This is a genomic window from Nonomuraea sp. NPDC054003 (assembly GCF_055585125.1).
The window spans coordinates 215,529-236,707 of the sequence record NZ_JBVJKR010000010.1; the positions used below are offsets into that span (position 1 = coordinate 215,529).

Below are 21,179 nucleotides of genomic sequence, written 5' to 3' on the forward strand. Positions count from 1 at the left end.
TGGAAGCATGACGCGACTGACCCGCACGGCGTCCGCCCTGGCCGCGGCCGTGCTGCTGGCCGCCTGCGGCGCGACGGCCACGACGAGCCCGTACGAGCCCGGCACGGGCCACGCGGGGCACGGCGCGCACGACCCCGAGCCCTCGCCGCTGCGCGACGGCGAGCGGTTCATGACCCTGGGCATGCCCGAGCTGTACACCCCGGCGCCGCCGAACGGCGGCACCGACGACTACCGGTGCTTCCTCATCGACCCGGGGCTGGAGGAGCAGGTGTTCCTGACCGGCGCCCAGTTCCTGCCGCAGAACACCGAGCTGGTCCACCACGCGATCTTCTTCAGGGTCGGCCCCGAGCACGTCGCGGAGGCCGAGCGGCTCGACGAGAGCGCGCCCGGCCAGGGCTACACCTGCTTCGGCGACGGCGGGGTCGCCGCCGCGTGGGTGGCCCACTGGGCGCCCGGCACCGACGAGGTGCTGCTCGACCCGTCGCACGGCTACGCGATGCCGCCGGGCAGCCGGCTCGTCATGCAGGTCCACTACAACACGCTCGGCGTGGAAGGGCGGCCTGGCACCGACCGGTCCGGGATCCGGCTGCGGGTGACCGACCGGACGCTCCAGCCGTTCGACACCGTCCTCTTCTCCGCCCCGATCGAGCTGCCCTGCACGCCCGAGGAGTCCGGGCCGCTCTGCGACCGCGCCGCCGCGGTGCAAGACCTCGGCCGCAGGTTCGGCGAGAAGTCGCTCGACCAGGTCGACGCCCTGGCGCAGCGGTGCGGCCGGCCGGAGCCGGGTCCGACCCAGCACTGCGACCTGCCGGTGGAACGGCCGGCCAGGATCCACGCCATGGCCGGTCACATGCACCTGCTGGGCCGCGCCATCAAGGTGGAGGTCAACCCCGGCACGCCGGAGGCGCGGACCCTGCTCGACGTGCCCGCGTACGACTTCGACGACCAGGCGTTCCGGCCGCTGCCCGAGCCCGTCGCGGTCGGGCGGGGCGACGTGGTCCGGGTGACCTGCACCCACGACGCCGGGCTCCGCGCCAAGATCCCGCAGCTCCGGGAGCTCGACCCGCGCTACGTGGTGTGGGGCGACGGCACCGCCGACGAGATGTGCCTCGGGATCGCCGTCGCCTCGGCCACCTGACCCATGCGTGACGAAGATGTCACGCCCAGGCGACACCCCGGGACTCAACCTGCCGTGCTCCTGTCTTCGTACAGTCTGAAAACGGCGTCCTCGGGAAAGGCCCGTCATGACCACGCTGCGCCCAGCTCCGCACAGCCGCTCGCAGGACGCGTGGCCGCTGCCCGGCGACGCCCAGGCGGTGGCCACGGCCCGCGCCACCGCCCGGAAGGCGCTGGAAGGGCTCGGCGTGGACCCCGAGCTGGTCGACGACGCGGTGCTGATGATGAGCGAGATCGTCACCAACGCGCTGCTGTACGGCGATCCGCCGTACGAGATGGCGGTGAGCGCCGATCGCAGGGAGATCGTCTGCGGGGTGGTCGACAGCGGCCCGCCGCTGCCCGCGCCGCGCACCCCCGGCAGCGGCGACGAGCGCGGCCGAGGGCTGCACATCGTGGCCATCCTGTCGGAGGGCTTCTACGGCTGCCACCCGCAGCGCTACCTCACCTGGCCCGACCGGCTCGGCAAGGCCACCTGGTTCGCCCTGCCCCGCACTCCGGAAACCGACGGCGGCGGCTTCCGCATCTAGCGGCATACTCCACGGCCGCAGGGTCCCCGGTGGGGGTAGGTGCAGGGGCCCTGCGGCTTGGAACGTTCTACTCTCGCCTGTCGAACACTTCGCCGAGCCTGAACGCGTCATCCCTCGCACTCGGCAGAGCGTGGTCCACGACCACGCTGTCAGGCCGGGGGTCGGCCGGTTTGTCGCCGGCGCTTCCCGTGCCGTCGCACGCGGGACACCTGTCTGACTTGTCCCTGGGAGAGCCCTGGGCTTGGGTCATCCAACCTCCTCCAGCCAGGATCCATGACCTACCTGCAGTAGGCCCCCACCTATGAAGCGAGCCCTCCCCAGGCCCCGCACGTGCGCATCGTGCACGGCGATGGTGTGTTCTCGCCCCCGCTCAGGCTGGATGAAAGCCGTCGACGGTTGAGTGAATGTTACAGCAACCGTACGTAGGTGGTGATGAACTGGATCAGACGCTCGACTATGGTTCGAGTGCTGGGCATACTGAATCTTCCTCACTTCTAGCAGCGTAAACTCCGACAAAAGCCACAAAAAGTGTGTAATATATGACTGTCTTCGTCCGAATCAGAGGGCGTGGTCGGGCGGTTCATCATGTGGATTTCATGTGGATCGATAACATGCATCGTGTGGTAGCGGGTACATGACAGGTTGTAGTCAAAATCTTCCTGGAAGGCCCTTACTGGAGCAGGCTGGAGGTATGGCGAGTGGCGCAAGATCGTGAGCAGGAGCTCGCAGAGGTGAAACCCAAAGAGGCGAAAAAGGGGTTCGTGCGTCTGTCCATAAACCTGAGCACGGAGACGATGGACATCCTGAGGAGGCTGATCGAGGCCAAGGGCCTGTCCATCACCGATGGTGTCCGGCGTGCGATCAAGGTTTGGCAGTTTGTCGAGGAGCAGACCGAGAAGGGTAACGAGCTGGCGGTCATCGAGCCCAACGGAGACGTGCGGAAAGTGCTGGTGCTTTGACGGGTTTCTCACCCGGGAGCCCTGAATGCTGAGACTTACTGCGAGCTCACTATCCTCCACGGCTGCGGAGGATAGTGAGCACATGGGCTGAATTACTCTCTGCTCTGCGTCCCGAAGTAATAGCCCACGATGAGCGAGACGATGGGCGCGATCAGCTCCCTCGCCTTGTTGACCTCTTCGATCGTTTCCTTCGGCTCCGGCAGGAGCGCGGCGGCGACCGGGCTCGCGACCATCGAAAGCGTGAAGAGGACCAGAAGAATAGTCATGATCCACTTACGGTTCCGGATCGCGCTCTTCTCACGCATCGCCAGTCGCAGGGCGTCCTTCCCCTCCTCGCTCGGCAGGGTCCGGTCGACGATCACCTCTTCCGGCTCGGGAGCGTCGGCCACGTCGTCAGCTATGCCGGTGCCGTGACAGCGCGGGCAGACGTCTTCGCCCGCGCCCTGCGGGTCGTGCGACTCGGGCACTTTCGCCTCCTACTGTCTCCCGAGGCGGACTCCGTCGTCCGCCTCTCGCCCCCGGACACCCATGCACCGATGTTACATCGATGTGTCGAATCTACGCCTTTGATGTGTATCGGATCAACATCTCGACCATAGTGAATGTAGCGCGGGTATGGATGAATGCCGTACCGGGCCTTGCATTCCTGGGGAGCTGGCCCATAATGGGGCGTGGATGTGGATCCTAGGTTGATATCAGGGGGTCCCCATCAGCTTGGGGTGGTGGTGCAGGAGAGGTGGGTCCACCTCGGGAGAATGGGGAGGGAAGGGGCATGAACATCAATCACAGCTCGACGCGAGGGTTAGGAGGGGTCTGGTTACGCCCGCCCCTTTCACCGCATCCGTATGGCAGTGGCTCTCGCACGTCCACCGACGATGGGAAGAGCCTGCTTATGTCTGATCCGCGGTGTACCGACGGCCGGGCCGCAGGCGCCGGCCAGAACGCCTCTCACGCGCCTCCCTCATTCGTGCGCCTCACGGTGAACGTGGAGCGGGAGACCATGCGGACCCTGCAGCGGCTCGCTGAAGCCAACAGAGTGTCCCTGACCGACGGAATCGGTCGCGCTGTGACGATGTGGGAGTTCTTGACCGATCAGGTCGCGCAGGGAAACAGAATCGCGCTGATCCATCCCGGAGGAACGATCCAAACACTGGACATGAGGTAGTCCTCTGCCGGCGCCGGAGCAGCGGGCCGGCCGAACCTGCTCTTCCGGATCCAGGGCCGGTGACCTGCCCGCCTTGTGGCGGGCAGGTTCGCCGTGGGACGCTCACCCCGGCTTCGAGGGGAGAAACCGCTGTGAACGTGGGTCTGCCGGAACTGCTGATGCTCGTCTTCATCTTCCTGCTGATCCCGGCTGCCGTGGCCGGGCTGGTCGTCGTGCTGGTCAAGCGGGCCGGCAAGCGGCGCTAGCTGATCAGGTCAGGGCGGCCGCGGCGGGGAAGCGGTCCCAGACCCGGTGCGCCGCCAGGAGCTGGAGTGTCTCCCGCAGGACCGTCGTGCCGTCGTCGCCGAGGAGCACGCCCGGGGCCTGCGTGGGAATGCCCGCCTGGGTGAAGACCTGGGAGGCCGTGCCCCAGCCGCCGATCGGCTTGGCGTGCCGGTAGGCCTCGGTGATCAGCAGCAGCACGCGCGGGTCGACCGCCGCGTCCGAACCGCCGCCCGCCTTCGCGTCGCGGGCCCCGTACGCGTCCTTGCCGGGTGCGGGAGCGCTCGCCACCAGCAGCGCGTCGAACTCGACGGAGCGCGCGGTGACGAAGGTGCGCTGCACCGGCAGCGTCCCGCCGAGCATGCCGCCCGTCGGCGCGATGATCAGCGGCACCATGCCGCCGTCGAGCACCGCCTGGCGCAGGTCGCCGACCGCCGCCGCGTCGTCGTCGCCTGCGACGATGCCGATGATCCGGCCGTCGGCCGGCCAGGTCCGCCCGACCTGGGACAGCGCCGGGCTGGGCCGCGGGTCCGCCAGCGGCTCGGAACCAGCCGGCGCGGGCAGCCCGAGCCCCTCGGCGACCTGTTCGCACAGGACCGGGTCGATGTTCGCGAGCACCCGCAGGTACCTCTCCTTGATCGCCTGCTCGTAGCACTTGGCCAGCTCGAAGGTGTAGGCCGCGATGGTGTGCTCGCGCTCGACCGGCGTCAGGCTCAGCCAGAACAGCCGCGCCTGGCTGAAGTGGTCGGCGTACGACGCGGGCGCCTCGCGCACCTTCCGCCCGGACACCTGCGTGGGCACCTCGACGTACCCTCCCTCGGCCGCGCCCGCCGTGAAGGGGCAGCCGCCGTCGAGCGAGTTCGGCCGGTACGGGGCGACGCCCCGGTGCACGGCCGCCTGGTGGAAGCCGTCCCGCAGCATGTCGTTGACCGGGGCGTGCGGCCGGTTGATCGGGATCTGCGGGAAGTTGGGCCCGGCCAGCCGGGTGATCTGCGTGTCGAGGTACGAGAACAACCGCCCGGCCAGCAGCGGGTCGTCGGTGACGTCGATGCCGGGCACCAGGTGGCCGACGTGGAAGGCGACCTGTTCGGTCTCGGCGAAGAAGTTGGACGTGTTGCGGTTGAGGGTGAGCAGGCCGATCGGCTGGACCGGGGCCAGCTCCTCAGGGACGATCTTCGTCGAGTCGAGCAGGTCGATGCCTTCGAACATCTGCTCCGGCGTGTCGGGGAAGACCTGGATGCCCAGCTCCCACTCCGGATAGGCGCCCGCCTCGATCGCGTCGAAGAGGTCGCGCCGGTGGAAGTCCGGGTCCACGCCGTTGAGCAGCTGCGCCTCCTCCCAGACCAGGGAGTGCACGCCGAGCTTGGGCTTCCAGTGGAACTTGACCAGCGTGGTCGCACCCTCCGCGTTCACCAGGCGGAAGGTGTGCACGCCGAAGCCCTCCATCATCCGGTAGGAGCGCGGGATGCCGCGGTCCGACATGTTCCAGATCGTGTGGAAGGTGCCCTCGGTGTGCAGGCCGACGAAGTCCCAGAACGTGTCATGAGCGGTCTGCGCCTGCGGGATCTCCCGGTCCGGATGCCACTTGGCGGCGTGGATGACGTCGGGGAACTTGATCGCGTCCTGGATGAAGAAGATCGGGCAGTTGTTGCCGACCAGGTCGAACACGCCCTCGGAGGTGTAGAACTTGGTCGCGAAGCCACGCGTGTCGCGTACGGTGTCCGCCGAGCCGCGTGAGCCGATCACGGTGGAGAAGCGCACGAAGACCGGCGTCTCGACGTCCTTGGCGAGGAAGGCGGCCTTGGTGACGTTCGAGGCGGCGCCGTAGCCCCGGAAGACGCCGTGCGCCCCGGCGCCGCGCGCGTGCACGACGCGCTCGGGGATGCGCTCGTGGTCGAAGTGCATGACCTTCTCGCGCAGGTGGTGGTCCTGCAGCAGGACCGGGCCGCGCGGGCCCGCCTTGAGCGAGTGGTCGGTGTCGGGCAGCCGGAGCCCCTGGGCGGTCGTCAGGTATGCCCCGCCTTGAGCAACCTTGTCCTGCGGAACGCCGGTGGGCTGGCCGGTGGGGGAGAAGGTGTCCGGCCCGCTCTGGTCCGGCTTGGGCGCCAGCGGCTCCCGAGGCTCCGTGGGCTCCTCCAGCGACGGCGGCTCGCTGTTGGGGACGCCGGGGATCTCGGCGGGCCCGCCGCCGGTCACCGCGTCGACGACCTTCTCCACGGTCGACTTGATCGGGTGCTCCATGGTCTCTCCTTGGCGTGAGGCTGCGTCGCCGGGTGCCGGGCGTACGCAGACTTCCCCACGCCGGAGGTCGCCACGCGGAGTTTACGGTGCTTACAGGCGAATCCGGTCAGGTGTTGGGCCTCAACGTTCCAGGGTGATGCCCTCCCGTCGCAGGTCCTCGATGACGCCGTCCACCAGCCGGGTGCTGACCGTGTGCGTCAGCCTGCCGGTGTCGCGGAGCTCGCGGGCGGCGGGCACCGGGTCGGGGTCGGCGAACAGCCGCTCGTCGGTGTAGTCCACCGGCCTGCCGGTCGCGTCGAGCGCCCACCAGGAGGCCTCCAGGGCGATGCCGTTGGGGTCGCTGAAGTAGATCGAGCGCAGGAAGCCGTGGTCGATGACGTCGGTGACCTCGCAGCCGTGCTCCTTGAGCCGGTCGCGCATCCGTACCAGCGCGTCCTCGTCGGGCAGGTGCAGGGAGAGGTGGTCGAACTGGGCGGCCTTCGCGTACGGGACGCCGGCCGGTTTGGCGAAGCTGTCGAGCTCCTGGTCGGCGTACTCGAAGAAGGCGATGGTGCTGCCGACGCCGACCTCGAAGAAGTAGTGCTTGAACGCGGGCACGGCCAGGGTGGCGACCAGTCGCGCGTCCAGGACGCCGTGCCAGAACCTGACGGTGGCGTCCATGTCCGCGGTGATGAGGGCGAGGTGGTGGACGCCACGCCAGTGCACCGTTTCCGGGGTTGCAGCCATGGCCCAACAGTACGCCTTTCAACTACCTCCGGGTAGTCACGTCCCGGTGAGATCCAGCGGCGCGGACTTGGTGGCCGCCGGCTCCGCGCGCAGACGGCGGACCTCGCGGGAGCCGGACCAGCGGGTGATCGCCTCCTCGTCGGCGAAGGCCATCGCGCGCAGCATGTTGCCCCCGTCCGTGGCCTGCACCGTGCGGCGCAGCCGCGCCCGCAGCGACTCCGGCAGGTTGGTGGTGCGGGCCTCGATCGTGTCGCCGTAGAAGGGGGCGTAGCCCGCCCCCGCGAAGCCGGTACGGCGCAGCAGCACCGGGAGCGTGTCGGCCGAGTAGAACATCAGGTGGTTCTTGGTGAAGCCGCTCCACGCCGACTCGTACGCCTTGAGCAGCAGCGAGTTGGCGTTGACCGTGAGGATCATCAGCACCCCGCCCGGCGCGAGCAGCTCGCGGAACCGGCGGAAGTCGTCCACCGGCCTGGGCAGGTGCGCCAGCACCGACCAGAGGGTGATCACGTCGAAGCCGCCGGCGGCGATCTCCGGCACGTCCTCCGGCGCGCCCAGGTACGCCCGTCCCCGGGTGAGCCGCTCGTTGGCCTGCGCGACCGAGTCGGGCGACAGGTCCACGCCGACCGCGTCGAAGCCGCGCTGCTCGGCCAGCTCCAGGAAGAGCCCGGCGCCGCAGCCGAAGTCGAGCAGTCGCCGCCCGGCGCCGTCGTCGAAGACCGGGGAGAACGCGTCCATGGTGAGCTGGTAGCGGCGCTGCCGGTTGGCGGCGTACTTGCCGGTCAGGAACTTGCTGTAGCCCTTGGCGTACAGGTCGCCGAGCCGCTCGGGACGGATGTTCGGGTTGCGGTAGAGGAACCCGCAGGAGGGACAGCGCACCACGTGGTAGCGCCACTTGCCGTCCTCGCCCACCGGCTCGTACAGCGGCTGCATGCGCGGCTCGCCGCAGAGCGTGCAGTCGATGAACTCCTCGATCTCGCCCAGCGGCATGCGTGCCTGGTAGTCCTCGGGCTCCACGATCGGCGAGCGTCTCAGCAGCCTGCGCCACTGCGCCTCGCGGATCAGCCGCTCTCCGGGGCGTACGTAGACCCGCTGCCCCCAGGGCACCTTGTCGTAGCGCGAGCCGTAGACCAGCTTGCCGAGCAGCCGTCGAGCCGAGACCATCGCACACCCCTAACGCAGACCGTTTGCGCGGGTATTGCCCTGACTATTCCATCGCTACCGCCAGCAAACCATCCCCAAACGGCCAAGGCGGGCGGGCCGCTGGAGACGGCCCGCCCGGGGAGGTCACGACGGCCTGCCGTCGGCCCCGCACTTGATGATCGGCCGGATGCAGTCGCGTACCCGGCGCTCCAGCTCGGCGACCGGCCAGGCGTTGAAGAAGTCGCCGTGCATGGTGTAGCCGCCGCCCGAGGCCAGCCGGAACCCGGACGGGTCACCGCTGACCGGGTAGCGCAGCACCTGGCGGAGCTTGGGCACCGGCACCGGGTGACTGCTCGGGCAGTCGTCGCCGACCGGGTAGGCCATGTGGCTCTTGTGGTCGGGCGAGTCGAGGTCGCGCCCGTTCCAGCACTGCGGGAAGTCCAGGTACGACTCCAGCATCGTGCCGGGCGGGCAGGTGACGAAGTCCTTCGAGGCCGGCACGTGCCCGGCGTGCAGGCAGGACCAGCGGGCGATGGTGGAGTCGCCGGGCCCGGCGGCGCGCGCGTTGCCGGCCACGATCCGCAGCCCCAGGGGGAACGGCTGGATGCGCGCGGTCACGTCAGGCCGAACGCCCTCGCCGAGGTAGTAGAACGTGGTGATCGTCGGCTCGACCGGCGTGCCGTTCCGGTAGAGCGTCGGCACCCAGTAGGAGGACCTGTCCACCGACGGGTTGCAGTTGGTGGCGCCGCGCTGCAGGTCGGCCAGCGTGGTGTGGGCGTTGGTGATCCGGCTGCCGAAGAAGCTGTGCATGTGGGAGGCGCCGGGCAGGCCGGGGAAGATGATCGGGTCGTCGGGCAGCCGGTGGCTGTAGGGGCAGTCGGCGAGGAACTCCGCCACCCGTACCGGTTCGGCCTGGGCGGGCTGGACCGACAGCGGCGCACCCATCAGCACCGCGAGCACAGCGAACAGGCGTAACAGTCTCATGGCGGGGTCCTCACTGGTAGACGCGCACGTAGTCGACGAGCATGCGGGCGGGGAACGGGGTGGAGGCGTCGGGCGGGCCGGGCCAGTCGCCGCCGACGGCCAGGTTGAGGATGATGTAGAACGGGTGGTCGAACACCCACGGGCCGCGCGTGCGTTCCACCTCTTCCTTGCTGAGGGTGACGACGGTGCGGCCGTCGAGCGTGTACGTGATGCCGCGGCTGTCCCAGTGGGCGGCCCAGACGTGAAAGTCGTCGGCGAGGTCGGCGCCGCCGGGCAGCGTGTAGGAGCCGCCGATGCCGCCGCCTCCGTTGTAGGCGGGCGCGTGCACGGTGGAGTGTGACGTGCGGGTGTCCTTGCCGAGCACCTCCATGATGTCGATCTCGCCGTTGTACGGCCACGGCCGCCCGGTCAGGAAGTCGGCGCCCATCATCCAGAACGCCGGCCACAGCCCGTTGCCCCTGGGCACCTTGATCCGGGCCTCGACGCGGCCGTAGGTGAAGTGGAACTTGCCGCCGGTGTTCATCCGGTGGGAGGTGTACTGGCAGGTGGTGCTGCCGGTGAGCGGGTCACGCGGGCAGGCGGAGCCCGGGGTGGCCTGCTTGCGCGCCTCCATCACCAGCCGGCCCTGGCCGTCCAGGGCGGCGTTGCCGTTGTCGGTGTAGTGCTCCAGCTCGTTGTTGGGCCCGGTGCCGGGATCGACGGTCCACTTGGCCGGATCGGGCCTGGCGCCCGCCGGGCCGTCGAACTCGTCCTGCCAGACGAGCCGCGGCGGGTCGGCCGGGTCGGGGGCGGGGGACGGTGGGGTGATGGGCGCGCCGCCGGTGCCGTACACCTGGAACTCCCAGAGGCTGTAGCCGTACGAGGTCGCGCGCTGCGTCCCGTACACGCGGACGTAGCGGCCGGTTCCGCTCACGGTGAGCGTCTGCTTGAAGCCGGTGCCCGACGTGGTGGAGTAGATCGTGGTCCAGGCCGAGGCGTCGGGCGAGACCTGGATCTGGAACGCGCGGGCGTAGGCCGGGTCCCACTGCAGCACGACCCTGGTGATCTGGGCGGTCGCGCCGAGGTCGACGTAGATCCAGCCGGGGTCGGCCCAGGCGGCGGTGGCCCACCGGCTGGCCGGGTCGAGGTCGAAGGCGCGCGCCGGGGTGCACTCCCAGCAGGTGGAGTCGTGCTGCGAGGAGGAGGCGACGCCGGGCCTGCCGTAGGAGAGCAGCCGCTCGCCGCTCCCGGTGCCGTACACCTGGAACTCCCAGAGCGAGTAGCCCCACGGGGTGGCCCGCTGTGTCCCGTGCACGCGGACGTACCGGCCGGTGCCCGACACGTCGATGGTCTGGGTGCCGCCGGGGCCGGACGTGGTGGTGTGGACGGTGGTCCAGGCGCTGCCGTTCGCGGACACCTGGATCTGGAAGGCGGTGGCGTGGGCGGCCTCCCAGCGCAGCACCACCTGGGAGAGCGCGGCGGACGAGCCCAGGTCGACCTGGATCCACTGCGGGTCGGAGAAGGCGCTGGACCAGCGGGTGCCGGCGTCGCCGTCGACGGCGGCGGAGGCGGGGAAGGCCGCGCTCTCGGTGGAGGAGGCGGTGGCGGGCCTGCCCTGTGACAGCAGGGCGGCGGCGGCCTGGGCGGGCAGGGCCGCGAGGAGGGGGGCGACGAGGGCGAGGACGAGTGTGACGAGCGTCCCCAGGCGGGGTGGACTCACGGAGGTCTCCTCAGGGAGCGAGGGGGGAGCGCTCCCTAAAGTGAGGGTGATGGTGTCAGGAAAATCTGTCAAGTCGCCTGTCAGCAGGAAGGGAGTGTTAAGGCACAGAGTGGAGCAGGTCGGAGAGCGCTCTCCCATCCTCACGGCATACCGGCTCCATACCGACCGCTGGCAAGCTGCCGCGGGATCTCAGGTCACGGAGAGGACTTCACGCACATGGGAAAGCCCCGACAGATCACGGCGGCGGCGCTCGCCGTCGCCGGTCTCACCACGGCGGGCGCTCCGGCCCCCGCGTCCGCGGAGCTCGCGGCGGCGGCGCCGTTCCGCGTCGACTACGAGAACGGGGCGCACCCCAAGGTGGGCCTCAACGAGTGCTGCAGCCACTCGATCACGGTCGACGACCTGCCGAGGACCGGCGAGTACGCGGTACGCAGCGTGCTGAAGTACGGCGACCCGAAGGTCGCGGGCAGCACCCGCGCCGAGAGCCACACCCTCCACACCAAGGAGACCCACTTCCGCTCCGGCGACACCGTCTACTACGGGTTCAGCGTCTACCTCCTGAGCACCTGGCAGCGCGACTCCAGGGAAGACATCGTGTTCCAGTGGAAGCCCTGGAGCGACGCGTGCGAGACCGACAAGTTCCCCAGCGCCTTCCTCAGCGTGCAGCCCTCCGGAAAATGGCGGCTCCGGGTCAACTCCGACGGCAACGCCTGCTCCACCCCCGAATCCGTCCGCAAGACCAGCTTCGACCTGGCCGACGTGAAGCCAGGGCAGTGGCACGACTTCGTTTTCAAGTTCACCTGGAGCCATGGCAGCCAGGGGAAGATCGACGGCTGGTACCAGACCCACAAGAACCCCGGATGGCGCAAGGTCCTGACCGCCGGCGGTCCCAACACCTTCAACGACGACAAGACCACCAGCGGCTACCTGAAGTGGGGCATCTACAAGCCCGCGTGGGCCTCCGGGAAGACCGACGTCGACAGCCGCACGATCTTCCACGACAACATCGCGGTGGGCAGGACCTTCAGCGAGGTCAACCCGGCGTCCACCCGCTAGCCGTCAGCGGGCGGCGCGGGCCAGCACCTCCTCCGTCGTCAGCGGCGCCCTCGGGTGGTGGCTCAGGCACATCGGCGCCCGCGCCTTCACGAAGGCGCTCCCCTCCAGCGCCACGTAGAACTCGCCCGAGCTCAACCGGGCGATGTCCGGCGTCGAGCCGCCCTTGGCCCGCGCCATCTCCTTGGCCGCCTCGATGTGCACCGGCGCGTTCAGCAGGCCGAAGAACTGGGTGGCGGCGTTGCCGGGGATCTGGTTGTGCAGACCTTTGGGCGCCTGGGTGGCGAACACCAGGCCCAGACCGTACTTGCGGGCCTGCGACGCCAGCGCCAGCGTGCTGTGCGTGCAGGCCGTCACCCGCCCTCCGCCGGGGGCGAACGTCTGCGCCTCGTCCATCACGAACAGCCCGCCCAGCGGACGGTCGCCCGCCGGGTTCCTCCTGATCCAGGCGAACAGCGCCATCTGGAGCTGGCTGACGAAACTCTGCCGCTGCTCGTCGTTCGGCAGCCCGACGAAGCTGATCACCGAGACGCGCGCCCGCCTGCCCGGCGACGGCGTCAGCAGCACGCCGGGGTCCACCGGCTCGCCGCCACCGCCGAACAGCGGGTCGTTGTCCATCGCCGCCTGCAGCGACTGCGCCAGGTCGGCCGCCAGCCGGGGGGCGTCGGCCAGCTCGCTCACCCCGTCGGGCAGGTCGGCCAGCAGGGCGACGAACCCCTTGAGGCTCGACCCGCCCCCGCGGCCGTAGTGCTCCAGCGCCTTGCGCAGCACCGCCCGGCCCAGATCCGCCTTCTTCGTCCGCGCGTCCACCTTCACCCGGGGCGCGATCGACGCCACCGCCGACTCCACCGCCTCGGCGAACTCGTCGGGGTCACCGGCCACCCCGGCGAAGTCCGGCAGCGGCTGGAAGCTGAGCGGCCTGCCCGCCGCGCGCCTCGGCGTCCAGACCACCACCTCGGTCCCGGCCAGATAGTCGGCGGCCTTCCCCTCGTCCCCGTCGAGCCAGCCCTGCGGCCGCTCCGGCCACCGGTCGCCCAGCCTGGCCAGGTCGTTGTTCGGGTCGAGCACGATGGCCGACACGCCGTGCATGGCGCACTCCTCGACCAGCCGCCTGATCAGCACCGTCTTGCCCGAGCCGGAACCGGCGAAGATCGCCGCATGCTTCCGCAACGCCTCCAGCTGTACCTGGACGGGCTGCCCGCTCCCGACGGCCCTCCCCAGGGGGACGTGGGGGGTGTCCTCACGGGATGGCGAGGGCGCCAGGGGACCGTGGGATGAAGGGGACGCGTCCTCTCTCCGTACGGCGGCGTCATCGGACGGAGCAGGCCCGGGGCCCGTCGGACCTGTCGGCCTCTCCTGCTCTTCGGCACGCCCGACGGCGGGATCGCCGGTCCTCAGGCCGTCGTCCCGGGTCGCGGGCGGGACGGTCCGGACATCCGCCAGGGCCTCGGCCAGGAAGGTGACCGTGCGGGTGGGGCGGCGGGAGGACAGCCACGACGCCAGGCCCGGCGGGTTCTCCGCGCGCAGGTGCCTGAGCGCCGCCAGGACGCGCAGGTCGGTGTCGGTGAAGGACAGGGTCCTTCCGCCCGCGCGCTCGAAGGCGGCGACCACCTCCCGCGTCCGCGCCCCCTTCGACCAGTCCTGCTTACGCAGCAGGAACAGCCGCCGCTTGGGCACCTCGGCGTCCAGACCGGCCGCCACCGACGCCTTGCGTATCCGGTTGAGCGCCGAGACCGCGTGCTCGGCGGTGATCGCCCGGAAGGCCCAGTGAGCCTCGTCCTCCGTCGTCTCGTCCAGCGTGAACCGCAGCCGCGCGTGCAGGGGCGGCTTGGCGCTGGGCGGCGGGTCGACGCTGAACGCCTGGCCGTCCTCGCCCTGTTCGGTGATCCACGCGGCCAACCCGGCCGCCAGCAGCGCGGGCATCAGCACGTCCTCGGTGGCGCCGTTCACGTCAGGGGCTTCCCCGGCGTCGCGGAGCGTGGCGAAGCGGGCGTCCAGCCCGGCGAGCGCCGCCGCCTCCGTGACGGCCGCGGTACGTGCGGGCTCCTCGACCGGAGGCTGCGGTCGCGCGGTGAGGCTGGTCAGCTCCGACACCTCGCCGCTGAGCAGGCATGCCCGTACGTGCTTGTCGATCGTGATGAGCAACTGCCGCGCGGTGAACCCGGGCGCCTCGTCGAACGCCTCCGGCCGCACGGGCCAGGTCGGGTACGGCGGCTCGACCCCGGCCGCCCCGTACTGCACGTCGAACCGCTTGGCGACCAGCTCGCGCGCGGTCTCGGGGTCAGGGATGGTCATGAGCTGCACGGCCGTACGGAACCGGTCGCGGACCGTGTCGACCGCCATCCGCTCGACGAGCGTCCAGGTCTGGGGGATGCACGAGACGACCGTCATGGTGCGCCTGGTCACCTCGCGCAGCGCCATCAGGCCGCCGGCGATCCGCTCCAGGAGCAGCTTGTCGCCGTGGCCGTCATCCGTCGCGGTGTCGGTGGAGATCCTGGACTGGGCGATCAGGGGGTCGATCTGGTCCACCGCGATGATCGTCGGGCCGGTGAGCGCCAGCAGGTGGGAGACGTCCCTGACGATCTCCTGCGGCGACTTGTTGATCGGCCGGATGCCCCAGCGGGCCCGGTCGCCGGTCTCGCCCTCCGGCATCGCGTACAGGAAAGCCTCGCCGAGGTCCTGCAGGGCCGGGTCGGGGGAGGCGTAGAGCACCAGCGCCCGCGCGGTGTCCTGACACTCGCGCCCGACCTTCTCGTCCATCGCCCGCAGCGCGTGGACGAACGCGTCGAGCTCCTCCCTGGACAGGGTCTTCTTGCCGGTCACGGCCCTGCGGGCCATCCGGGACAGGTCGGCGCGCGCGGCCAGTCGTGACAGGAACGCCCTGAGCTGCGTCTCACCGCCCTCGCCCGGTCGGGAGAAGCTGTCGAGGAGCGACACCATGACGCTCTCCCAGAACTCCTTGGCGTCCAGCAGCCCGACCAGCACGAAGTAACCGCCCTGGCGCTGGGTCACCTCGCGCAGCCAGCCGAGCAGGTGGGTCTTGCCGGTGCCGCGCTGGCCCTGCAGGACCACGCCGATCGGGCTCGTCTCCCGCTGGCCGCCGGCCTCCGCCAGGCCGTCGAGCAGGATCTTCGCCGAGTGCCCGTGCAGCCCTTCGACATGGAACGCCGAGGGCCGCCAGACGTCGTCGGCGCCCTCGGTGTAGTTGAAGCTGAGCGCGGTGAGCGCCTCGGTGCCGGGCCCTGTCATGCTTCCCCGATCCACAGCAGGTGCTTCTCCTGACCCCCGATGATCACCCCGGCTTCCCGGTCCGCGGGCGTGAGGATCTTCTGGTTGGACTCGGGGACGATGTTCACGTCCGGCAGCCGTTCCAGCCGGACGAGCGCGGCGTCGACCGCGTCCCTGGGCGCGTCGCCGAGCAGGGGACGCAGCCGGGCCAGCCCCACCCAGGAGCCGGGCCGGGGAGCCAACCGCGCGTACGCGGCGCGGATCCGCGCTTCCAGGTCTCCTGGTAGCAGCCCGACCGGCTCGTCCACCGGGGCCTCCTCTCCAGACGGAGCGGTTTCCAGGGGCGTGGACACGTCGGCCAGTCGCAAGCCGGAACGGTCCATGTACTTCCGCAGCCAGCCCTGCAGGCCACGGGCGATCACCTTCGGCGAGCCGGTCATCGCGGGAAGCGCTCCGGCGCGCAGGTCCTCCTCAAGGCGAGCCCAGCCGCTGTCAGTGAGCACGTGCACGTATGACCGGCCCTGCCGCCAACTGTCGACCAGCTTCAGCTCGTTGAGCTTGAGGCGTCTCTTGCCGTCGATGGTCAGGCCGTGCCGCTCCTGGAGGTCGGGGTTGGAGATCTCGCCGTTCTCCTCGGCCAGCGCCATCAGGGCGGCGAATTCAGGGAGCGACAGCTTTCGCTCTGACATGTTTCATCCTTCTTGAGAGACTCGACGGTTCCGCAGGAAAAGCTCGATGTGACGGACCACGGCCTGGGGATCGGTCAGCACCTGGACATCGGTGAACCGGAGCACGGCGTAACCGGCGATCTGCAGGCGCACGTCGCGGGCGCGGTCGGTGGTGAACTTGTCCAGCTCACGGTGATCCGGTCCGTCCAGCTCGACGACGCACCACTCGTCCTGCCACAGCAGGTCGGCCCGTACCGGAGAGGCCAGGGCGCCGGGGTGGATCGTCTGGTTCCAGGCCCGGCCGGCGGCCCACGCGCACCCGCTCAGCGCGGCCTCCAGTGCGTGCTCCGCGGCGCTCGCCGGGTGCGGGCGGCCGGCGACGGGCGGGTGGCCGGTCCTGCCCGGGGTGATCTGCTGTTCGGGACGGGAGGCGGCCTGGGCCGGTGCTTCCGCGACGAGGACGGTCTCCACCCGGTCCACGGCGGGGAGCGGTCCCGAGAGCCAGATGCCCAGCCCGGCGCGGTGCGCCAGCCACTCGCCCGCTGCCACCAGGGCTTCCTGACCGGCGGGCGACAGCCCTTCCGGCACGTCAACCAGGAGCGCCGCGCCGGGCCGGGAAAAGGCGGCGGCCAGCGCCCTGGCCAGCCCCGCGGCCCGCACCGCCGGCGGGAACCCGCTGGGCCGGATCTCGGGGGAGAGGCTCGCCCGCAGGTCCGGGAGCCGGCCGGGGCGGGCGCGCAGGGCGCGTTCCGCCAGCTCGGCGAGGAACGGTCCGAAGTGGGCGCTGGTGGCGGCGGTGCGGAGGGCGAGGGTGCGTACGGCGGCCAGGCCCGCCCCGCCGGGCCCGTCGATGCCCTCGGCGTCCGGCAGCCAGGCGGGGAAAAGGCCGAGCACCGTGGCGTCCAGCTCGTCCAATATCGCGGAGGCCAGCGCCTTCGGGGAGCGCGCCTCCCGGGCGGTGCAGGTGAGGATCGCGGGGGCCTCGCGGGGCAGCGAGTCGACGGCGAGCGGCAGCGGGCCGGCGCCCTCCAGGCGCACGACCTTGCCGGTCGGTAACGCAGCCCAGGACCGCACCGCTCGCCCTCCGTCGTCAGCCGGACTCGGACAGTGGTGGCGACGTTATACGCCACCCCGCGCGGCTGTCACCCGCTATCGGCCGTCCGGGTCCGCGGCGAGCACGATCGCGCCCACATAGCCGTCGCCGTCGGGGGTGACCTTCATGAGCATCTCGTCCCGGAAGATGCCGTCGCCGTCGTTGCGGGTGTCCCGCTCGCCCCGGGCCGCGTACGGCCGCCCCGCCAGGATCCGGTCGTTGAGCGCCTCGTCGAACATCATCTGCGTGGTCAGCACCCGGGCGTCGCTGACGTGCACCATCGCGTGGATGTGCACGCAGCGTCCCGGGTACCAGCCGGGCCAGACGGTGGTGAACTCGACGACGCCGTCGGCGTTCGTGACCTGGGCGCCGCGCAGGTAGCGCTGGTCGTCCTGCGGGTCGAGGTCGGGCGACGAGGCGGAGAGCGCGCCGCCGCCACGGGACATCGCCTCGGCGCCCGAGTAGAGGCCGCCCGCGTCGCAGTGCCAGATCTCCACCACCGCGTCCTTGATCGGCCGGCAGCTCCCGCTGTCCTGCACCTTGACGGCCACCCGGAGCCGGACGCCCTCCCGGTCCTCGCGGATGTCGGCGCGGACCTTGTCGGCGTCGAAGTAGTACGGCCCCGCGGTGGTGGCGGGGGTCAGCGTGCAGGTGTTCGCGCCGTCGAAGAGCGAGGTGAGGTCCTGGGCGGTGGTCGCCTGAGGGGTGACGGACTCGCCGGTGGAGGTGGTGACCGGCTGCCCCGTGCACGCGGCGATCAGCCCGCCGAGCCCGAGAGAGCCGATGCCCGCGATCATCCGCCGCCTGCTGACGCGCTGCCCTTCGTGATCGTGTCCCATATCGCTCCCTTCGATGGGGTTTCGACGTTAGGTGAGTCACATGAAGGTCTGCTGAGAGAGATCCGCCGGTCTTTGTCGGTGAGGTTCGCTACATTCCGGTTCCGTTGATCATTGCCGAGCCCGGCTGGAGGTCGTTGACCGTGCCCGCTGACCCGACCGTGTGGGAGCAGAGCAGCGTGACGTGCGTGGTGCCGCCCGTCCAGCCGCGCAAGCTGGCCAAGGTGCCGTTCGTCGAGCTGGCCGACGGCAGGCTGCAGGGGGTGGTGTCGAGCGGTTCCGACATCGCTCGCGTGTACGTCTCCTCGATCGCCGCCGGATCCCACGACTTCAACTGCAGCACCAACAACAACCGCCCGTGCGGCGGTCTCTACGGCTCGCTCTGCAAGCACCTGCGGTCGCTGGTGGACGAGGCGATCGTGCAGTACGGAGCGGAGCGGGTCGCCCGATACCTCCGGGTCGAGGGGGCCGAGACGGTGGCGTCCGGGGCCGACCTGGCGGCCAGGCTGGACGGGCAGCAGGAGTCGCAGCCGGCGGCCGTGGTGTTCAGCCGGTTCCTGCGCCACCTGGGCTACCTGGAGCTGCCGGTCACCACGGCGCCGCTCGCGGAGATGCACTGGTTCCCCGGGACGGTGCGCTGATGCTCGGGATGCAGCTGAACGACCTGGTCGGCGGGCTGCCCGACGGCCTCGCCGAGGCGCTGGAGCTGGTCGACGGCTTCGACGACGCGCTGTCCCACGGCTTCGGCCGGGTGGGCGAGCAGCGGGCCGCGGCGATCGCCGCGCTGGCCGGAGCGGTGGCGGCGACGCCGCTGGGCGACCGGGTGGCGGAGGCGGCCGCGAAGGTGTCGGCCGGATCGGTGAGCGGCGAGCACCTGACGGCCCTGGCCGCCGCGCGGTCCGCCCTCCTGGGCGCCGCCCACGACGCCCTCCTGACCCGGCTGGACGAGTCGCTGGGCAGGACGAGGTCTCCCTCCGGCCCGCCCGCCGCCGGTGACTCGTCCGTACCGGGCAATCTGCTCGTCGGGTGCCGGTCATGGCTGTACGAGCTGGCCATCACCGGGTGGCGGGGAGTGGGGCACGATCTGGCCGCCGCCGGTGACCAGGCCATCGAGGCCGTGCTCGCGGAGCCGGGGGCGCGCCGGCTGGCGGTGCTGCTCGACGGGCTGGCCGCCGAGCTCCGTGACTCGTCGCCGGTGTCCACGATGGAACGGCTGCCCTTACGGCGCTGGGCCGACCTGTGGACGCGGGCCACGCTGCTGGCCGAGCCCGGCTGGCCGGGGGCGGGGGAGGGCGCCGAGACGGTGTCCGGGCGGTTGCTGCCGCTCGGGGCGGACATGCACGAGCACGGCACCGCCGTCCAGGTGCAGGTGCACGCGGTGCTGGAGCCCGCCGGCGGCGGGACGTCCCGGCTGGTACGGGTGAGCGTCGCCGCGGGCAAGGTCGACACCATCACCGGGCCGGCCGTGTGGGGGTTGTTCCAGGCGTATCCGGTGCTGCTGGCGACGCTGGCCAAGCATCTGGCCGCGGAGATCGACGGCATGCCGTTGCTTCCCGGCGGCGACCTGGTCTGGCAGGAGGAGAAGGCCACCGCGGCCGAGCTCACCGACCCGTTCGCCACCGCCCGGGTGCTGCTCGCGGGCGCGGTGGCCGGGGAGACCCCGCCGCTGGACCGTCACCCGGCGCGCGTCGCGGAGCCGGTCCTGGTGGAGGGATACAAGGCGGCCAAGGCCGGCGGCGGGGTCACGCTCACGCTCGACGGCGCCACCATGCCGTTCGCCACCGGGCGGCTGCCGGGGTGCGGGCCGCTCACCCCCGAGTTGCTCGCCGCCTCCACCGCGTGCGTCGGGCTGCTGCGCTGGGACGCCGGGGGGTGGCTGCTGCAGCCGCTCGCCGTCCAGGCCACGGTCAAGAAGAAGCCGGTCGCCGCGCACAACGGCGACTGGGCGCTGGGCACCACCGACCCCAAGGCGGCCAAGGCGCTGGCCAAGACGGGCGACCCGGTCGGCGTGCTCCGCGAACGAGCGGGACGGCTGCTGCGCAAATGACCACCGACCACAACCCCACCGGCGACGCGACCGCCCACGCCGACGCGACCGCCCACGACGACGCGACCGCCCACGGCGACGCGACCGCCCACGGCGCCGCCGAGGCGAATCGGCGGCAGGTGCTGCTCTGGCGGCTGCTGGCCCGCGTGTTCGGCGCCGACGAGCAGCCCGCGCTGGAGTCCGCCAGCGTCGCCATCGTCGAGGACCTCGGGCTGCCGGCCCAGCTGCTCGACCCGTCCGTGTCCGTGGACAACCTGGTGCAGCGCTTCCCCGAGCTGGGCCCCGAGTTCCGCGGCCTCATGACGGGCGACGACGACCGTGACCGCGCCCGTACCGCGGCGCTCGCCGCCAAGCTGCTGCTCAACCTGTTCGCGACCGGCACGGGCGACGTCACCGCCACCCGGCTGGCCGCCTGGCAGCAGGACGCGGGCTGGTTCGAGCAGGCGCTCGGCTGCGAGGCCGGCGAGCTGCGCGCCCAGCCGGGGCAGAGCGAGCTGGGCGGGATGCTCGCCGGGCTGGAAGGCGACCTGGTGCGCCGGATGCGGCTGCGCGAGGTGCTCGCCGACCCCGCGCTGGCCAGGCAGCTCACGCCCAGCATGTCGCTGATCGAGCAGCTGCTGCGCGACAAGTCCAATCTGTCGGGGGTGGCGCTGGCCAACGCCAAGGCGCTGATCCGCCGGTTCGTGGACGAGGTCGCCCAGGTGCTCCGCACCCAGGTGCAGCAGACGAGCGTGGGCGCCGTCGACCGTTCGGTGCCGCCCAAGAGGGTCTTCCGCAACCTCGACCTGGACCGGACGATCTGGAAGAACCTCACCAACTGGAACGCCGAGGACGAGCGACTGTATGTCGACAAGCTCTTCTACCGGCACACCGCCCGCCGCACCACCCCCGCCCGCCTGATCGTGGTCGTCGACCAGTCGGGCTCGATGGTGGACTCCATGGTCAACTGCACCATCCTGGCCTCGATCTTCGCCGGGCTGCCCAAGGTCGACGTCCACCTGATCGCCTACGACACCAGGGCGCTCGACCTGACGCCGTGGGTGAGTGACCCGTTCGAGGTGCTGCTCCGTACCAAACTCGGCGGCGGCACGAACGGGACGGTCGCGATGACCTTGGCCCGCCCCAAGATCGTCGACCCGCGCAACACCGCGATGGTGTGGATCTCGGACTTCTACGACGTCCGCGACCTGCAGCGGGAGTTCGAGGCCGTGCACCGCTCCGGGACCAGGTTCATCCCCGTCGGGTCGGTGACCAGCTCGGGCCATCAGAGCGTGGACCCGTGGTTCCGCCAGAAACTGAAGGACCTGGGCACGCCCGTCATCTCGGGAAACATCAACAAACTCGTGTTCGAGCTCAAGAGCTTCCTCACCTAGGAG

Annotated in this window: 17 protein-coding genes; 7 read left to right on the forward strand and 10 right to left on the reverse strand. The window is 70.9% G+C overall.

All coding sequences use genetic code 11. From position 1 onward, the window contains the following. Nucleotides 1-7 precede the first annotated feature (7 nt). The 3 genes from ACZ6YG_RS26660 to ACZ6YG_RS26670 all read left to right on the forward strand — a co-directional run bounded on the left by ACZ6YG_RS26660 (nt 8) and on the right by ACZ6YG_RS26670 (nt 2,662). The gene (locus tag ACZ6YG_RS26660) at nt 8-1,138 is read left to right on the forward strand and encodes a monooxygenase (RefSeq protein ID WP_466019489.1); all 1,131 of its coding nucleotides are present in this window, start codon (nt 8-10) and stop codon (nt 1,136-1,138) included. A 106-nt stretch (nt 1,139-1,244) separates the two neighbouring features. Continuing rightward, entirely contained in the window at nt 1,245-1,703 is a 459-nt protein-coding gene (locus ACZ6YG_RS26665) for an ATP-binding protein (protein WP_466019490.1), read from the forward strand. A 698-nt stretch (nt 1,704-2,401) separates the two neighbouring features. Further along, nucleotides 2,402-2,662: a ribbon-helix-helix domain-containing protein gene (locus ACZ6YG_RS26670; protein ID WP_148035497.1), complete on the forward strand. Its 261-nt coding sequence runs from the start codon at nt 2,402-2,404 to the stop codon at nt 2,660-2,662. 92 nt (nt 2,663-2,754) lie between these two features. On the opposite strand, the gene ACZ6YG_RS26675 is transcribed toward ACZ6YG_RS26670, so the two are convergent. From ACZ6YG_RS26675 to ACZ6YG_RS26700, 6 genes are all read right to left on the reverse strand, one after another. Then, nucleotides 2,755-3,129, reverse strand: coding sequence for a hypothetical protein (locus ACZ6YG_RS26675; protein ID WP_466019491.1), 375 nt, complete (start codon nt 3,127-3,129; stop codon nt 2,755-2,757). Nucleotides 3,130-4,076: 947 nt separating this feature from the next. After that, nucleotides 4,077-6,329, reverse strand: coding sequence for a catalase (locus ACZ6YG_RS26680; RefSeq protein WP_466019492.1), 2,253 nt, complete (start codon nt 6,327-6,329; stop codon nt 4,077-4,079). A gap of 120 nt (nt 6,330-6,449) precedes the next feature. Further along, nucleotides 6,450-7,055 (reverse strand): VOC family protein, encoded by a 606-nt coding sequence (locus tag ACZ6YG_RS26685; protein ID WP_148035494.1) that lies wholly within the window; start codon nt 7,053-7,055, stop codon nt 6,450-6,452. 36 nt (nt 7,056-7,091) lie between these two features. After that, nucleotides 7,092-8,216 carry a class I SAM-dependent methyltransferase gene (locus ACZ6YG_RS26690; RefSeq protein WP_271277625.1) on the reverse strand — a complete coding sequence of 375 codons (1,125 nt, stop codon included), beginning with the start codon at nt 8,214-8,216 and terminating at the stop codon, nt 7,092-7,094. A gap of 123 nt (nt 8,217-8,339) precedes the next feature. Then, nucleotides 8,340-9,179 carry a DUF1996 domain-containing protein gene (locus tag ACZ6YG_RS26695; RefSeq protein WP_466019493.1) on the reverse strand — a complete coding sequence of 280 codons (840 nt, stop codon included), beginning with the start codon at nt 9,177-9,179 and terminating at the stop codon, nt 8,340-8,342. Nucleotides 9,180-9,189: 10 nt separating this feature from the next. Next, nucleotides 9,190-10,878 carry a galactose-binding domain-containing protein gene (locus tag ACZ6YG_RS26700; protein WP_466019494.1) on the reverse strand — a complete coding sequence of 563 codons (1,689 nt, stop codon included), beginning with the start codon at nt 10,876-10,878 and terminating at the stop codon, nt 9,190-9,192. Nucleotides 10,879-11,094: 216 nt separating this feature from the next. Between ACZ6YG_RS26700 and ACZ6YG_RS26705 the strand changes: the two genes are divergently transcribed. Beyond that, complete coding sequence (locus ACZ6YG_RS26705) at nt 11,095-11,934, forward strand: polysaccharide lyase (protein ID WP_466019495.1); 840 nt, start codon at nt 11,095-11,097, stop codon at nt 11,932-11,934. Nucleotides 11,935-11,937: 3 nt separating this feature from the next. On the opposite strand, the gene ACZ6YG_RS26710 is transcribed toward ACZ6YG_RS26705, so the two are convergent. The 4 genes from ACZ6YG_RS26710 to ACZ6YG_RS26725 all read right to left on the reverse strand — a co-directional run bounded on the left by ACZ6YG_RS26710 (nt 11,938) and on the right by ACZ6YG_RS26725 (nt 17,759). Beyond that, nucleotides 11,938-15,180 carry a helicase HerA domain-containing protein gene (locus ACZ6YG_RS26710; RefSeq protein ID WP_466019496.1) on the reverse strand — a complete coding sequence of 1,081 codons (3,243 nt, stop codon included), beginning with the start codon at nt 15,178-15,180 and terminating at the stop codon, nt 11,938-11,940. Continuing rightward, nucleotides 15,177-15,848, reverse strand: coding sequence for a hypothetical protein (locus ACZ6YG_RS26715; protein ID WP_466019497.1), 672 nt, complete (start codon nt 15,846-15,848; stop codon nt 15,177-15,179). Before ACZ6YG_RS26715 ends, ACZ6YG_RS26710 begins: the two co-directional genes overlap by 4 nt. A gap of 3 nt (nt 15,849-15,851) precedes the next feature. Then, nucleotides 15,852-16,901 carry an endonuclease domain-containing protein gene (locus ACZ6YG_RS26720; RefSeq protein ID WP_466019498.1) on the reverse strand — a complete coding sequence of 350 codons (1,050 nt, stop codon included), beginning with the start codon at nt 16,899-16,901 and terminating at the stop codon, nt 15,852-15,854. Between the two features lie 75 nt (nt 16,902-16,976). Beyond that, nucleotides 16,977-17,759, reverse strand: coding sequence for an intradiol ring-cleavage dioxygenase (locus tag ACZ6YG_RS26725; protein WP_466019499.1), 783 nt, complete (start codon nt 17,757-17,759; stop codon nt 16,977-16,979). Nucleotides 17,760-17,899: 140 nt separating this feature from the next. Between ACZ6YG_RS26725 and ACZ6YG_RS26730 the strand changes: the two genes are divergently transcribed. The 3 genes from ACZ6YG_RS26730 to ACZ6YG_RS26740 are packed head-to-tail and all read left to right on the forward strand — an operon-like array spanning nt 17,900 to nt 21,176. Further along, nucleotides 17,900-18,397 (forward strand): hypothetical protein, encoded by a 498-nt coding sequence (locus tag ACZ6YG_RS26730; protein WP_466019500.1) that lies wholly within the window; start codon nt 17,900-17,902, stop codon nt 18,395-18,397. After that, on the forward strand, nt 18,397-19,803 hold the full coding sequence (locus ACZ6YG_RS26735; protein WP_466019501.1) for a hypothetical protein: 1,407 nt from the start codon (nt 18,397-18,399) through the stop codon (nt 19,801-19,803). The genes ACZ6YG_RS26730 and ACZ6YG_RS26735 overlap by 1 nt, the downstream gene beginning before the upstream one ends. Next, nucleotides 19,800-21,176, forward strand: a complete 1,377-nt coding sequence (locus ACZ6YG_RS26740) for a VWA domain-containing protein (RefSeq protein ID WP_466019502.1) — start codon at nt 19,800-19,802, stop codon at nt 21,174-21,176. Before ACZ6YG_RS26735 ends, ACZ6YG_RS26740 begins: the two co-directional genes overlap by 4 nt. Nucleotides 21,177-21,179 lie beyond the last annotated feature (3 nt).